This window comes from Dickeya oryzae (assembly GCF_009372235.1).
Classification (GTDB): domain Bacteria; phylum Pseudomonadota; class Gammaproteobacteria; order Enterobacterales; family Enterobacteriaceae; genus Dickeya; species Dickeya oryzae.
The window spans coordinates 16,033-30,075 of the sequence record NZ_ML762922.1 but is presented as its reverse complement, the minus strand read 5'-3'; the positions used below and the strand labels follow the sequence as shown (position 1 = coordinate 30,075).

At 53.1% G+C, this 14,043-nt stretch carries 16 protein-coding genes and 1 pseudogene; 9 read left to right on the top strand and 8 right to left on the bottom strand.

What is annotated here, in order from left to right; genetic code table 11:
- Positions 1-35: 35 nt before the first annotated feature.
- The 3 genes from FAZ14_RS07510 to FAZ14_RS07500 are packed head-to-tail and all read right to left on the bottom strand — an operon-like array spanning position 36 to position 1,994.
- On the bottom strand, positions 36-515 hold the full coding sequence (locus tag FAZ14_RS07510) for a GNAT family N-acetyltransferase (RefSeq protein WP_153508302.1): 480 nt from the start codon (positions 513-515) through the stop codon (positions 36-38).
- Positions 515-1,528, bottom strand: a complete 1,014-nt coding sequence (locus FAZ14_RS07505) for a D-2-hydroxyacid dehydrogenase family protein (RefSeq protein ID WP_038903582.1) — start codon at positions 1,526-1,528, stop codon at positions 515-517. Before FAZ14_RS07505 ends, FAZ14_RS07510 begins: the two co-directional genes overlap by 1 nt.
- Before the next feature lie 19 nt (positions 1,529-1,547).
- Positions 1,548-1,994: a GNAT family N-acetyltransferase gene (locus FAZ14_RS07500; RefSeq protein WP_023639080.1), complete on the bottom strand. Its 447-nt coding sequence runs from the start codon at positions 1,992-1,994 to the stop codon at positions 1,548-1,550.
- A gap of 313 nt (positions 1,995-2,307) precedes the next feature.
- Between FAZ14_RS07500 and tcdA the strand changes: the two genes are divergently transcribed.
- A complete protein-coding gene (tcdA, locus tag FAZ14_RS07495; protein WP_016942135.1) occupies positions 2,308-3,135 on the top strand; it encodes a tRNA cyclic N6-threonylcarbamoyladenosine(37) synthase TcdA in 828 nt (275 codons plus the stop codon).
- On the opposite strand, the gene csdE is transcribed toward tcdA, so the two are convergent.
- Both csdE and csdA read right to left on the bottom strand, forming a co-directional pair.
- The gene (gene csdE / locus FAZ14_RS07490; protein ID WP_016942134.1) at positions 3,123-3,566 is read right to left on the bottom strand and encodes a cysteine desulfurase sulfur acceptor subunit CsdE; all 444 of its coding nucleotides are present in this window, start codon (positions 3,564-3,566) and stop codon (positions 3,123-3,125) included. The genes tcdA and csdE overlap by 13 nt on opposite strands.
- A 3-nt stretch (positions 3,567-3,569) precedes the next feature.
- On the bottom strand, positions 3,570-4,775 hold the full coding sequence (gene csdA, locus FAZ14_RS07485) for a cysteine desulfurase CsdA (RefSeq protein WP_016942133.1): 1,206 nt from the start codon (positions 4,773-4,775) through the stop codon (positions 3,570-3,572).
- Between the two features lie 171 nt (positions 4,776-4,946).
- On the opposite strand from csdA, the gene FAZ14_RS07480 reads away from it, so the two are divergent.
- From FAZ14_RS07480 to rlmM, 4 genes are all read left to right on the top strand, one after another.
- Entirely contained in the window at positions 4,947-5,168 is a 222-nt protein-coding gene (locus tag FAZ14_RS07480) for a YgdI/YgdR family lipoprotein (RefSeq protein ID WP_038925466.1), read from the top strand.
- 351 nt (positions 5,169-5,519) lie between these two features.
- Positions 5,520-6,446 (top strand): transcriptional regulator GcvA, encoded by a 927-nt coding sequence (locus FAZ14_RS07475; protein WP_012883647.1) that lies wholly within the window; start codon positions 5,520-5,522, stop codon positions 6,444-6,446.
- Between the two features lie 83 nt (positions 6,447-6,529).
- Complete coding sequence (locus FAZ14_RS07470; RefSeq protein ID WP_016942131.1) at positions 6,530-6,916, top strand: DUF423 domain-containing protein; 387 nt, start codon at positions 6,530-6,532, stop codon at positions 6,914-6,916.
- Between the two features lies 1 nt (position 6,917).
- A complete protein-coding gene (rlmM, locus tag FAZ14_RS07465; RefSeq protein ID WP_153508301.1) occupies positions 6,918-8,018 on the top strand; it encodes a 23S rRNA (cytidine(2498)-2'-O)-methyltransferase RlmM in 1,101 nt (366 codons plus the stop codon).
- Between the two features lie 103 nt (positions 8,019-8,121).
- Here rlmM and xni read toward each other — a convergent pair whose 3' ends face one another.
- Together xni and ppnN are read right to left on the bottom strand one after the other, a co-directional pair.
- Positions 8,122-8,883 (bottom strand): flap endonuclease Xni, encoded by a 762-nt coding sequence (xni, locus tag FAZ14_RS07460; RefSeq protein ID WP_153508300.1) that lies wholly within the window; start codon positions 8,881-8,883, stop codon positions 8,122-8,124.
- A gap of 61 nt (positions 8,884-8,944) precedes the next feature.
- A complete protein-coding gene (gene ppnN / locus FAZ14_RS07455) occupies positions 8,945-10,309 on the bottom strand; it encodes a nucleotide 5'-monophosphate nucleosidase PpnN (protein WP_016942128.1) in 1,365 nt (454 codons plus the stop codon).
- 400 nt (positions 10,310-10,709) lie between these two features.
- Here ppnN and syd point away from each other — a divergent pair, with 400 nt between their 5' ends.
- The 4 genes from syd (at position 10,710) to FAZ14_RS07435 (ending at position 13,526) form a co-directional block, all read left to right on the top strand.
- Positions 10,710-11,258, top strand: a complete 549-nt coding sequence (gene syd, locus FAZ14_RS07450) for a SecY-interacting protein (RefSeq protein WP_016942127.1) — start codon at positions 10,710-10,712, stop codon at positions 11,256-11,258.
- A 688-nt stretch (positions 11,259-11,946) separates the two neighbouring features.
- The gene (locus FAZ14_RS07445) at positions 11,947-12,267 is read left to right on the top strand and encodes a YqcC family protein (RefSeq protein ID WP_153508299.1); all 321 of its coding nucleotides are present in this window, start codon (positions 11,947-11,949) and stop codon (positions 12,265-12,267) included.
- A gap of 2 nt (positions 12,268-12,269) precedes the next feature.
- The gene (gene truC, locus FAZ14_RS07440; protein WP_016942124.1) at positions 12,270-13,055 is read left to right on the top strand and encodes a tRNA pseudouridine(65) synthase TruC; all 786 of its coding nucleotides are present in this window, start codon (positions 12,270-12,272) and stop codon (positions 13,053-13,055) included.
- Between the two features lie 18 nt (positions 13,056-13,073).
- On the top strand, positions 13,074-13,526 hold the full coding sequence (locus FAZ14_RS07435; RefSeq protein WP_016942123.1) for a flavodoxin: 453 nt from the start codon (positions 13,074-13,076) through the stop codon (positions 13,524-13,526).
- 157 nt (positions 13,527-13,683) lie between these two features.
- On the opposite strand, the pseudogene FAZ14_RS07430 reads toward FAZ14_RS07435, so the two are convergent.
- Positions 13,684-13,925, bottom strand: a pseudogene (locus tag FAZ14_RS07430) (transposase); the annotation flags it as partial.
- Between the last annotated feature and the right edge of the window lie 118 nt (positions 13,926-14,043).

Here is a 14,043-nt window from a genome sequence, read left to right as displayed (position 1 = left end):
GGTGACCCCGCCAGCGCTATGCGGTGGCGGGTATATCAACTGAGAGTTTTGACCATCGGGATGCACGGCAATGAAAAACCGCGTGGTGACTGATAAAGACTGACCTCATCGCCTTCGAACCCCTGAGCGCGGTAAAACGGCGCGGCGTTAAGGCTGGCATCGAGCCTGATTTCCGCCAGACCCGCCGCGCGCGCCAGTGTTTCCAGATGCCGCATCATCCGTTTACCGACGCCTTGCCCCATCACGTCTGGCTCAACGAACACCGCATCTATCATTCCGGTATGAAGATTGATCATCCCTGTCCCGACAACCCGAGCGGCTATCTCTGCCAGATGAAAATGGTGGGTGACGGTGTTCTCAAATTTCTCGCTGAATTCACCGCTGGTCCACAGTTGTAGCTGTTCTGGCGTGTAATCGTGTCGGCAACCGTGCAGGATGGCGCGATTACGCAGTTCAAATACAGCCGGTGCATCGGCCCGGCGCGCCTTACGCAGCGTGATAGTCGGTGTTTGCATTACTCGGTTCCTGCAGCGGTATCATGAGAATGCGTGTCGGCCAGTGCGGCGTGGTTTACCAGATTGGTTGGGTGACCGGCAGCAAACGCCACCACATTTTCGAAGGCGGTTTTAAAGTACAGTTCGTAGCTACCTCGTTCGACATAACCGATATGCGGTGTAGCCAGGACATTTGGCAGCGTTAGCAGCGGCTCGTTTTCTGACGTGGCTGGTTCATTGTCGAACACGTCCAGAGCCGCCTGTTTGCCTGGATGAGCACGGAGTTCATGCCAGAGCGCGCCCGGTACCACCAGTTCGGCACGGCTGATGTTAACGAACAGCGAGTCCGGCTTCATCAGTGCGAGGTCTTCCTGAGTGACGCAGTGGCGCGTGGCTGTGTTCAAACGCAGATGTAACGACAGAATATCCGCGCTGGCGAAAAAGGATGCCTTGCTGTCGGCAGCGGTAAAACCGTGCTGGCGCGCCAGCTCCCGCGATGTATCACTGCCCCACACCAACACGGTCATCCCAAAGGCGGCAGCGTAGCGGGCGATACGCTGCCCGATTTTACCGTATCCCCAGATACCGAGCGTCAGACCGTGTAGGGTTCGACCAAGCCCCAGTGGGCCGTTTTGCTGCCAATTGCCCTGAGTCAACTGCGCATGATAGTCAGGCAGATGGCGCGATGCTGCCATAATAAGGCTCCAGCATAATTCTGCGGGCGCAATCGGTGAGCCGGTGCCTTCAGCCACCGCGACACCATGCCGGGTACACGCGCCAACGTCGAGGTGCTGGCTCACTTTACCGGTCTGGCTGACCAGTTTTAGCGAAGGGAGCAGGTTCAATAGCGCGTCGTTAATACGGGTGCGTTCGCGAATCAGCACCAACGCGTCAACATCCTGTAACTGGGCTGCCAACTGGGCCGTGTCGGTATACGTTTTATTCAGAATCCGGACCTGATGGCCTTGCAACAGCGAAAAGCAATTCAGTTGTCTGACGACGTCCTGATAGTCATCCAGAATGGCGATGTTCATGCTAATCCTTAACCGCGTTTTATGGTGTGTTGGGGAGGCAAGTCATGATGAACTCACGCTCGTTTTGGTCGGTGACCCGAAACCCCAGTCGGTGATACAGATGGCGCGCCGGGTTATTTTTCAGCACGCTCAGCACCACCGGCTGGTGTTGCGTGGATGCCTGAGCGAGCAGCTTTTCAATCAGTTGTTTGCCAAGCCCACGGTTTTGAAAGTCCGGGTGGATTTGAATCTGCATCAGATACCAATGTTGCTCTTGTGGCATGAAACAATACTTGAACAGCCCGGCAGGTTGTCCGTCGACCTCTACGATATGTGCGTGTTCGAATCCATAACGCACACGACGCATCAGGCTCTCGGCGTCTGTCGCGGCACCAATATCCGTCAGGTATTTCCCCATAGTGAGCCAGCGTAGTTGTAGCAGGAAATCGATATCGGATTCGGTAGCGGGGATCAGGTCAACATGCATGGCTTTTCTCCGGCAGCGCTGGGTTTCATGATGCATCAGTTGCTAACGTTTCAGTAACTAACGTTTCAGTAACTAACGTTTCAGTAGCTAACGTTAAAGTGCCACAGCTCGTCAGCGTTCGTCACCTGCCAGAGCGATAAATAGGCGTGTTGGCCTGGCTTGTGTAAGCCAGTTTGTAGTAACCAGACAAGGCAAGGGCAGACGGTTAGACAACAGGGTGACCCACCGGTAAGGTTTCTGGATCGGTATACGCTGCGTAAACCGTTTGACTGGGGTATCATCGCTGCCGTTTGTGATGGAAAGAAGGTGGGCGATGAGTACGCAGTTATCCGAAAGTTATTTGCAGCGTTTTGGCGGAACAGCGCGATTGTACGGCCAGCGGGCGTTGTCGCTGTTTGCCGGAGCACATGTCTGTGTTATCGGTATCGGCGGGGTTGGCTCGTGGGCAGCTGAAGCGCTGGCTCGCACCGGTATCGGCGCGATTACGCTGATTGATATGGATGATGTGTGCGTCAGCAACACCAACCGGCAGATTCACGCATTGCGCCAGCACACCGGGCAGTTGAAAACCGAGGTGATGGCACAGCGCATTCTGGCGATCAACCCGGAATGCAAGGTGACTTGTGTTGATGATTTCATCAGCGCGGATAACGTGGCGGAACTGCTGGATAAGCGCTTTAGCTATGTGATTGACGCGATTGATAGCGTGCGCCCTAAAGCGGCGTTGCTGGCCTGGTGCCGCCGTAACAAGATTCCGGTGGTGACGACCGGCGGGGCTGGTGGGCAGATTGACCCCACCCGTATTGAGGTTGCTGATCTGGCGAAAACCATTCAGGATCCGCTGGCGGCCAAGCTGCGCGAGCGGCTAAAGCACGATTTCAATGTCGTTAAGAACAGCAAAGGTAAGCTAGGCATCGACTGTGTGTTCTCCAGTGAGCCTCTGGTCTACCCGCAGCCGGATGGTTCGGTTTGCGCCTCACGCAGCACTGCTGACGGTGTGAAACGCATGGATTGTGCATCCGGTTTTGGTGCTGCGACGATGGTAACTGCCACGTTTGGCTTTGTGGCAGTATCCCATGCGTTGAAAAAAATGATGGCGCGTGATGCCCGTCAGGCTACGGCATCCAATCAGGATTCGTGACTGGCGATCTCCTGAATGCGGTTGGCCAGTGCGGCCAGCCCGCCTGCACGCGAGGCGCTCAGTTCGGTACGCAGACCCAACGTATCGAACAGCGCCAGCGGGTCGTTCTGTCGTAACGTCTGTGCCTTTTTGCCTTCCACCGCTGTCAATATAATAGCCAGCAGTCCACGTACAATGCGGCCGTCGCTGTCGCCATAGAAATGCAGTGTGCCGTCCGCCTGGCGTTGATATCCCAGCCAGACGCGGTTTTCACAGCCAGACAGCTCAATCGGTTCCTGACGATAGGCTTCCGGCAGGGATGGCAAGGTTTTACTGAGCAGAATCAACTGGCGGTACCGCTCTTCCCAGGAGCGGCAGGCGCTAAACCGCGCTATCAATGCCGCTTCATCGATATCGGTACCAAACGGGTGATGTGTGGAGTCGGTAGTCATCAATCAATCCATCAGTAATTCAAGTGCTTTTTGGGTCGAGTGGACCAGTTTGTCCACATCCTGTTGCTGGTTGTAGGGCGCAAATGAAGCGCGCAACGTGCCCGCGACCCCGAGTGCTGCCATCAGCGGTTGGGCACAGTGGTGACCGGCTCGCAGCGCGATGCCGTCTTCCGCCAGCAATGTCACCAGATCATGGTGATGTACACCTTCTATAGTGAAGGACAGCAGGCTGGAGTTGGGATCCCGGAAACTACGAAAGCCGGGCAATACGCTCAGTTGTTGCTCTGCGTTGCTCGCTAGCGTGATACTGTGTTTGTCTGCGGCGATACGATCCTGTTGCTGCCACCAGTCAATCGCTGCCGCCAGACCGATAACTCCAGCAATATGTGGTGTACCCGCTTCAAACCGTTGCGGTATCGATTGAGGCGTAAAACCGTCAAACGATACCGTCGTCATCATTTTTCCCCCTCCGTGCCAGGGGGGCATGCTTTCCAGCAGGTCGGGTTTGCCGTACAGCACGCCGATACCGGTCGGGCCATACAGTTTGTGACCAGAGAAGGCATAAAAGTCAGCATCTAACGCTGAGATATCCGTTTGCCCATGCACAATACCTTGCGCGCCATCGACCATCACCACGGCACCGGCCTGATGTGCCAGTGTAATAGCGAGTCGCAGGTCCGGCATTCCGCCTGTCACATTCGACATCTGGCTAATCGCCAGCAGGCGAGTTCGGGTCGTGAGCAGCGAGGGGAGCAGATGGAGGTTGGGTTGATGGTCAGCCCCAATCGGCAGTTTTACCACACGCGCCCCTGTTTGTTGCGCCACCATCAGCCACGGGATCAGGTTCGCATGGTGTTCGGATTCACAGACCAGGATTTCATCACCGGGCTGCAAGCGGGGGCGGGCATAACATTGGGCCACCAGGTTGATGGCTTCCGTTGTCCCTTTCGTCCAGACAATGCTGCGTGCCTGCTGCGCGCCAATGAAGCTGGCGACTTTTTCGCGAGCCAGTTCAAACGATGCCGATAACTGGCGGGCAGCACGGTGCTGGCTGCGGTGCACATTACCTGTTTCACTGGCGTAACACTGCTCAATCGCAGTGATGACGACGTCAGGTTTCAGCGCTGTGGCGGCACTATCGAGATAGACGCCTGGCTGACGAAGCGCAGGAAAGTGCTGGCGAAAAGATGGGGCGTTGAACGGTTTCATGTCGATCCTCTGTTGAACGACAGATCCTGTCCCATTTTTGTGGCTGAAACAAGTTTAGGACGATCCTGAACGAAAACTGTGCGCATCTTGCTACCCTTAACCTTGCTGTTTTTAGCGTTTAATAACGAGAAGTGCCGTTATTTAGGCATTAAAAATCATCAGGAGTTAATTATGAAGAATAAGATTGTTGTTCTTGTCGCGCTGGGTGTGGTGTTGTCGTTGTCAGCCTGTTCCAGCAACTATGTGTTGGAAACCTCTGATGGGCGGACTATCGTTGCTAATGGTAAACCCAAAGTGGACGATGAAACGGGCCTGATTAGTTACACCGACGCCTACGGTCATCATCAACAAATTAACCGTAATGATCTGAAATCAATGACGGAAGCGAAGTGACGGATAACCTCAGAGTAGACAATTCAGACGAAAAAAAAGCACCGCAAAAATGCGGTGCTATGCAAAAATCACTTAGACAGACAGGGTAAATGTACAGGAAATGATAAGGTAGCATCGCTACCACGTCTGAAATGCAGACAGTAAATAAATAGCAAACACAACATCACAACCACAAGCCAAAAACACATCAGCTAGCTGGTGCGCTTTTCGTTCCGGCTCAGGGAAGTGGCGCTACTATAGGTATTTGCTGGTACATCCTCAACGGACAATTTATAATGCATCGGATTACAAAAACTAATGGCACATCGCGGTACGGCTACCGGGATTTGCCGCTTATGAAGAATCCGGTTTATGTCGAAACGATTGCCGCCTCTCAATGCCCTACGTGTCTTTGATGCTGCTGCCCGCCACCTGAGCTTTACCCGTGCGGCCGAAGAGTTATTTGTTACCCAGGCTGCCGTCAGCCATCAGATCAAATCGCTGGAGGATTTTCTCGGCCTGAAATTGTTTCGCCGTCGTAACCGTTCCTTGTTGTTGACGGAGGAAGGGCAGAGCTATTTTCTGGATATCAAGGAAATCTTTTCCGCGCTCAATGAGGCAACCCGTAAATTGCAGGCACGCAGTGCTAAAGGTGCGCTCACCGTCAGCCTGCTGCCCAGCTTTGCCATCCATTGGCTGGTTCCCCGTTTATCGAGTTTTAATACCGAATACCCCGGTATTGATGTGCGAATTCAGGCTGTTGACCGTGAAGAAGAGCGGTTGTCTGACGATGTGGATGTGGCGATTTTTTACGGTCGGGGTAACTGGCCGGGGCTGCGGGTGGAAAAGCTCTACGCTGAGTATCTGCTACCGGTTTGTGCGCCGCAGTTACTGGCAGGAGAGCATCCGCTGAAAACGCCAGCGGATTTGGCATGGCATACGCTATTGCATGATGCCTCACGGCGTGACTGGTTGGCTTACACCCGCCAGCTAGGCATCGCACAAATTAATGTGCAGCAGGGGCCGATTTTTAGTCATAGTGCGATGGTGTTGCAGGCGGCGATCCACGGACAAGGGGTAGCGCTGGCTAACAATGTGATGGCACAGACGGAAATTGAGGCTGGCAGATTGGTGTGCCCGTTTAACGACGTGCTGGTCAGTAAGAATGCGTTTTATCTGGTTTGTCATGACAGTCAGGCGGAACTGGGTAAAATAGCCGCCTTTCGTCAGTGGATCCTGGCGCGGGCGGCCAGCGAACAGGAAAAATTCCGTTTCCGCTACGATAACACGGCGCGTTGATCGACCGTTTTCGTCGCACATTCCGTTTACACTGACCCCTCCGGGTTCAGTCCCTATTTTTTGATAATGGATACACTCGAACGATGAACAGCCGTTTTATGTTGATATTTGCTGCCGTCAGTGGGTTTGTCTACGTGGCATTGGGCGCATTTGGCGCACATGTACTGAGCAAGTCGCTGGGTGAAGCTGAAATGTCCTGGTTACATACCGGGCTCCAGTATCAGGCGTTTCATACGCTGGCGATTCTGGTGTTGTCGGTGATGATGCATCAACGGGCGAATGTCTGGTTTTACTGGAGCGCGGCGTTTCTGGCGTTAGGTACGCTGCTGTTTAGCGGCAGTCTGTATTGCCTGGCCTTGTCGCAGCTCAAACTATGGGTATTTGTCACCCCGGTAGGGGGCTTCTGCTTCCTGACGGGCTGGCTGTTACTGTTAATTGGAGCCTTACGCTTAAAGAAAAAGGCTGAGTAGCATGAATAAAGTGATTTTGTATTGCCGCCCTGGGTTTGAGAAAGAATGTGCGGCGGAAATTACCGACAAAGCAGCGCGTCATAATGTTTATGGCTTTGTACGGGTAAAAGACAACAGCGGTTATGTGGTGTTTGAGTGCTATCAGCATGAAGATGCCGATCGACTGATTAAAGAATTACCGTTCCAGGAATTGGTGTTTGCTCGTCAGATGATAGTCTGTGGCGAGTTATTACGTGACTTACCACCGGAAGATCGCATCACGCCGATAGTGGGCATGCTGACTGGGGCACTGGAGCGTGCCGGTGAGCTTCGGGTTGAAGTACCGGATACGAACGAAAGCAAGGAATTGATGAAGTTCTGCCGTAAGTTCACGGTGCCGCTGCGCGCCGCACTACGGGAAAACCGCATTCTGCTGGCGCAGGAGAAAGCCAGCCGCCCGGTGATTCATGTGTTGTTTATCGCCCCCGGTTGCTGCTATGTCGGCTATTCCTACAGTAATAACAATTCGCCGTTCTATATGGGCATCCCCCGGCTGAAATTCCCTGCGGACGCCCCCAGCCGTTCGACGCTGAAGCTGGAAGAGGCCTTTCATGTTTTTGTACCGACTGACGAGTGGGATGAACGCCTCGCCAGTGGTATGTTCGCGGTGGATTTAGGTGCCTGTCCAGGGGGCTGGACCTATCAGCTGGTTAAACGCAGTATGATGGTGCATGCTGTCGATAACGGTATGATGGCGCCGAGCCTGATGGATACTGGGCAGGTTATCCATCATCAGGCTGACGGTTTTCGTTTTGAGCCACCACGCAACAATATCTACTGGCTGGTGTGCGATATGGTAGAAAAACCGGCCAAAGTCACCAGCCGTATGGCGGACTGGCTGGTTAATGGCTGGTGTCGTGAAGTGATCTTCAACCTCAAGTTGCCGATGAAAAAGCGTTATGAGGAAGTGACCCAGAATCTGGCCCTGCTGGCGCAGCGGCTGGAAGAGAACGGCATTAACTTCGAGATTCACGCCAAGCACCTCTACCATGATCGTGAAGAGGTGACTGTCCACGCACGACGTATTTGGGGTGCGATTCCCGGTCGTCGCGACGAGCGCTAAGTTGTGACAGGGCTGCCGTTGGCCGCAAGACGCATGTCATTGCGCCAACGCGCCAACGACAGCCTGACTTTATGTCTCTAACCCCACATGCCCAACCCCGCGCCTAACCCGATACGGGCAGACGCAATTGTTGCAGGTTGCCGTTCAGTACCAGATCGGTTCTGAGTGTCGCAACCTGACGGCAACGGTAAGCCATCTCTTGTTGTGATTCGAGCTTGCGACGCCATTTCTCCGGTATCTGTTCTAACTGCTGGTACAACGCTTCCAGCGAGCCAGCTTGTTGCAGCAACTGTGCGGCTGTTTTTGGCCCAACACCGCTGACACCGGGTATTTTGCTGCTGCTGATACCTGCCAGCCCCCAGTAATCCGGTAGCTGCTCTGGTTGCACGTCAAACTCCTGTTGGATGAACGGGACATCCAACCAACGCTTTTGAAAGTAATCCCGAATGCGCAGGGTGGGGGCCAGTAACTGGCAGTAGCCTTTGTCGGTTGACACGATGGTGGCCTGGTGCCCTTGGGCGGTGACTTTGCTGGCAAGCGTAGCGGCCAGATCGTCCGCTTCATTGCCTGGCGAGTGCCAGCTCGCGACCCCGAGCGCCAGAAAGGATTCTCTTATCTGCGGCAATTCATTCGACAAATTTTCTGGCATAGGTGCGCGACCGGCCTTGTACTCCGGTAGCAACTGGTGGCGCCAGCTCTGGTCGCGATGTTCGTCGTCAAAAACGGCAACGGCGTGGGTGGGTCGACTGTGCTGGAGCAACTGATTCAACGCATGCTGACAAGCAGTCAGACAAGGCGAGCCCTGTACCGCATGAATGCGTCTTATCAGGTTGAGCGCGTCGACAATTAATAGGTGTACGGCCATAAGTGGTGATCATGTGAGTGGTCGCCACCGGCTAATGCCGGTGGCTGAGGCTGACTGATGGTCAGGAACAGATTTCATAGCATGGCACATAGGCGCTGCCGGGCAGCTTCATGCGCTGCTGGGAGACAAAGTCCTGCAACAGCCGGTCCATGTTTTTCATGATGTCGGCGTTACCGTGCAATTTGTAAGGGCCGAATTCTTCGATCAGGCGGATACCTGCGTCTTTGACGTTACCGGCCACGATACCGGAAAAAGCCCGGCGCAACGTTGCAGCCAGCTGTTCGGCGGGCTGGTCGGGATGCAGGTTGAGGTTCGCCATGTTCTCATGCGTCGGCTCAAATGGCAGTTGCAGGTCTGGCGCGATACGCAGCGACCAGTTGAAGCTGTAAGCATCGCCGGTGTGGCGTCGGTGCTCTTTCACCTGCGGCATGGTTTTCTTCATTTGTCGGGCGACTTCGGCCGCATCGTTAATGATGATGGAGTAATAGCGGCGAGCCTGACGCCCCAAGGTACTGACAATGAATTCATCAAGCACCCGGAAGTAGTCTGCGCTTTCCCGCGGACCGGTAAGAATAATCGGCAGCACCTGTTCGCTATTGCACGGGTCCATCATGATCCCCAGCAAATACAGGAACTCTTCCGCCGTACCCACCCCTCCGGGGAAAATCACGATGCCATGACCGATGCGCACAAAGGCTTCCAGGCGCTTTTCAATATCCGGCATGATAATCAGTTCGTTCACCAGCGGGTTAGGGGGCTCAGCCGCGATGATGGAAGGTTCGGTCATCCCGATAAAACGCCCATCCCGGTAGCGCTGCTGGGCATGGCCTACGGCGGCACCTTTCATTGGCGCTTCCATCGCGCCCGGACCACAACCGGTGCAAATGTTCAGTTCGCGTAAACCCAACTGACTGCCGACTTTACGGGCATACAGGTATTCATTTTCATTGATGGAGTGACCGCCCCAGCATACAACCAGGTTCGGCTCTTCGCCGACGTGCAGGGCTCTGGCGTTACGTAGAATAGAAAACACCAGATTGGTAATGTGGGTGGAATCTTCAAGATCCAGATTCTGATAACGACCCGCATTCGCTATCTGGCCGTTCACAAACAGGATGTCGCGCAACACCGCAAACAGGTTGGCTTGCAACGAGCGGATAATTTGCCCGTCAACAAACGCCTCTTCGGGGGGATTGACCAGCTCCAGTTTGACACCACGCTCACGGCGCAGCACGTTGATGTCGAAATCTTCGTAGCGGGAGAGCAACTCCTTGCTGTTGTCCGTTTGACTGCCAGAATTCAGTACAGCGAGGGAACAGTTGCGGAATAACCGGTAAAGATCGCTGCTGGCGGTGCTTTTCAGCATGTCGACTTCCAACTGCGACAATAAATCCATGGACCCTAACGGGCTGATGTGTGTGATCATACTACTCCCTGAAACGCAGTGTGCGGCTACAGTTGTTCAAGACATTGTTGTCGTTCATTGATAAATCCATACACTCATAAACCATACAGTTATCAGGCTTATGTATTGAGACAATACCGGGTTGATTCAATATCGGGGTGATGCAATATCGTGCAGATACAATACGATGCCGATACGAGATAACCGGGATACAAACGCGGGTTCAATGCGTTTGTGTGGTATGTTTCTCTGATACCTCACCTTAACGTGTCGCATAGTCTTTTGCCAAGGTGTGCTCGTGCTTCAACAGTAAAGTTGCGTAGCGTTACGCACTTTGATGCGTATTCTGTCGACGTCGGACACCATAATCAGGATAAAATGCGTGTCAGTAGCAGTTAACCGGTACAGAGTGAGAGGCAAGATGGAGCAGCAGGTATCACAGGCGCTGAGCGTGTTCACCCGGCATTATGTCGAGCTATGGCAACGAGAAACCGGGCACCCACCAGCGAGCGATGAGCTGTACGGCGTGGCTTCGCCCTGTATTGTCACAACATTGGAAAACCAGGTGCACTGGTTACCACAGACGCCAGCCACACGTGTGCAATTGGATGGCGTTGAGAAGGCACTGGAGATTCAGTTACACCCGGATATTCATGCATTTTACACCAGCCAATTCGCGGGTGACATGACGGCACGCTTTGAGGCGCTGGATTGCACGCTGCTTCAGGCCTGGAGCGAGGATGATGTCATTCGTTTGCAGGAGAATCTGATTGGTCACCTTTTGACACAAAAACGACTAAAATTGTCACCTACGTTATTTTTGGGGACAACGGATGCTGAAATGTCGCTAATCTCTTTATGTAACCTGAGTGGTGAAGTGGTGCTGGAAGAATTTGGTACACGCCAGCGTCGGGTGTTGTCATCCAATCTGACTGATTTTTTGTATAAGCTGTTGCCACTGATTCCATAATACTGAATCGTGTTTCGCTTTTCGGCGTGTAAGAGATCTCTTACATTATGTGTAAGCTATCTCTTATCTTTAATATTAAACTAAGATGTCCATTCGATTTTTGTATTATTAATTAATGAATTAATAGCGCTCGGCATCAAGCCGCACTTTTTGTATAGCTATTGTGGCATTTGGGTGGCTTGCTGATTCGCTTTAATTAATACATCTTATTATTCAGTTTCGTAACACGGTAACAGGTTATGTCGACTATGCCAGGAGGGCAGGACGCGTAACCGTTGTTACAGCCAGACTCTTTTTTCAGGATGAAATAAGGGACACCTCCAGGAAGGAGAATGAGAGCCGGCCTGGGAATGCCGGTGGGGCAGGAGCCTAAAGGAATGGGATCACGGATGATTGTGAAGGAGCGAACGTCACGGATGAAAGAGGGATCGCCAGCAAGGATTGTGGGTTAGGACGACCATAAAGGACAAGTTTTCAAGGACGAGCAGGGAAGCAACAAGGTAGCGGGATTGCTGCAAACGAACCAGAGGGAACCGAGAAATCGGTTCCCTCTTTTCGTTGTGGGGTTTATCGCTTTTTATTATCTCGCTTGCCGTGGTTGCGCTGATGTCGGGGATCGGAGTGCCAGAATACGGTAACGATGCTATGCTTTGCGGCCCTGTTATTGTGCCTGATGAGACCCCGGCCCATGAGTGTAGAGATTCAGATTCGACAATCGCTGTTTGCTATTGAGCGTGCGCTGAAAGCGAGCCCGCTATGGCAGTCTTCTGCGCCTGACGAAACCGCATTTGCCAGCCAGGAGCCGTTCTGTATCGATACGATGGCGGCGGAGCAGTGGCTGCAGTGGGTTTTTTTACCGCGTATGCACGCATTGCTCGATAGTAACGCACTGTTGCCAACGCGGCTCGCGATTCTGCCTTATTTCGAGGTGGCGTTCGATGGCCACTCGGTGGAAGTAGGTGAATTGCTGACGCAACTGCGTGTGCTTGACACTTTGTTTGAGGAATAAGGATGCTGGAGATTGTTTATCAGGATGAGCATCTGATAGCGGTAAATAAACCATCAGGTTGGCTGGTGCATCGCAGCTGGTTGGATCGCAAAGAAAAAGTGGTGGTGATGCAAACGGTGCGCGACCAGATTGGTCAGCATGTGTTTACCGTACACCGCCTCGATCGCCCAACCTCCGGTGTGTTGTTAATGGCGTTATCGTCGGATGTAGCGCGCCTGCTGGCGCAGCAGTTTGAGCAACATCAGATGGAGAAAATGTATCACGCGGTGGTACGTGGCTACGTGATGGAAGATGGCGTCATTGATTATGCTTTGACGGAGGAGCTGGACCGCATCGCTGATAAGTTCGCCGACCTGGATAAAGCGCCACAGCCTGCCGTTAGCCATTATCGGGTGCTGGCTCATGCTGAATTGCCTGTGGCTATCGGTCGTTACGATACGGCTCGTTACAGCCTGCTGGAGTTAACGCCTAAAACCGGTCGTAAGCATCAACTGAGGCGACATATGGCGCATTTGCGTCATCCCATCATTGGGGATACGACCCACGGCGACCTGCGTCAGAATCGTGGCATGGCATCGCACTTTGGCTGTGCCCGCTTGATGCTGCATGCCAGCCAGTTATCGCTCATCCATCCGGTTACCAACGCGCCGCTGGTTATCACTGCACGCTGGGATGAGGCATGGCAAGGTGTAATGACGCAGTTTGGCTGGCAAGGCCATCTCCCTGATGTTGAAAGGGTTGAGTTTCCGTTGGCATCGGGTCAGGATAGCAGCCTGACGTCAGCGTAAAAAAGGGGAGTCAGCGTCATGGCGCAAGTCGGTATTTTTGTTGGTACCGTATACGGTAATGCGTTGCTGGTTGCGGAAGAAGCGGAAGGCATTCTCAAAGCTCATGGACATGAGGTGAAAATTTTCGAGGATGCTTCAGTGGATGACTGGCTGGCTTACAGTCAGCAAACGGTACTGGTTGTGACCTCTACCACCGGACAAGGGGACTTACCTGAGTCTATCCTGCCGTTGTACGAGGCGTTGCGCGAAAAAGTGGGGTATCAGCCAGACCTGCATTATGGGCTGATCGCATTGGGCGATAGCAGCTACGATACCTTCTGTGGTGGTGGGCATCAGTTTGAGGCACTGTTACAGGAGATGGGGGCAAAACGTGTTGGCGAGTTGCTGGAGATTGACGCGGCTGAGCATCCGGAGCCGGAAGTAGTTTCCTGCCCATGGGTAGAGTCCTGGGCGGCGATGTTGACGGCGTAATGGCTGTCTGTATTCAGGTTGTGAAAACGGGGCTATCAGGCCTAATGCTTGTTAGTTAAGCTTTTAACGGAGGCTGCAACGGATAATATTGCGGCCGCTTTTTTTAAAGCTCCTGATGTATTAGACCCTGCAAATATTCTGCACAGCTGCCACTGTATTAAAGGTCACCGTTTAGGCGTTCACTGAACTCGATAATAAAATAGCTCATCGCCAGATAGATCACTTTTGTACTGAGTGGTTCGTTGAGGACATGTTGCGTTTATTTATTGCCTGGCGGATGACACTGTTCAGCGATTCAATCACATTCGTCGTGTAGATAGCCCTACGGATGTCGGGCGAATAACTCAAAAGTGTGTTGATATTTTCCCAGTGTATATGCCAGCTTTGGCCGTCAGGGTATCCGGTGTGCGCTGTCATTTTCTTTTCGCCTGTGGATATGATAACGGTAATTCCACCAGTGTCTTTCCGTTCCTGTCGACAGCCAAGTATGTAGCAGTATGGGGGAGTAAAAACTTTT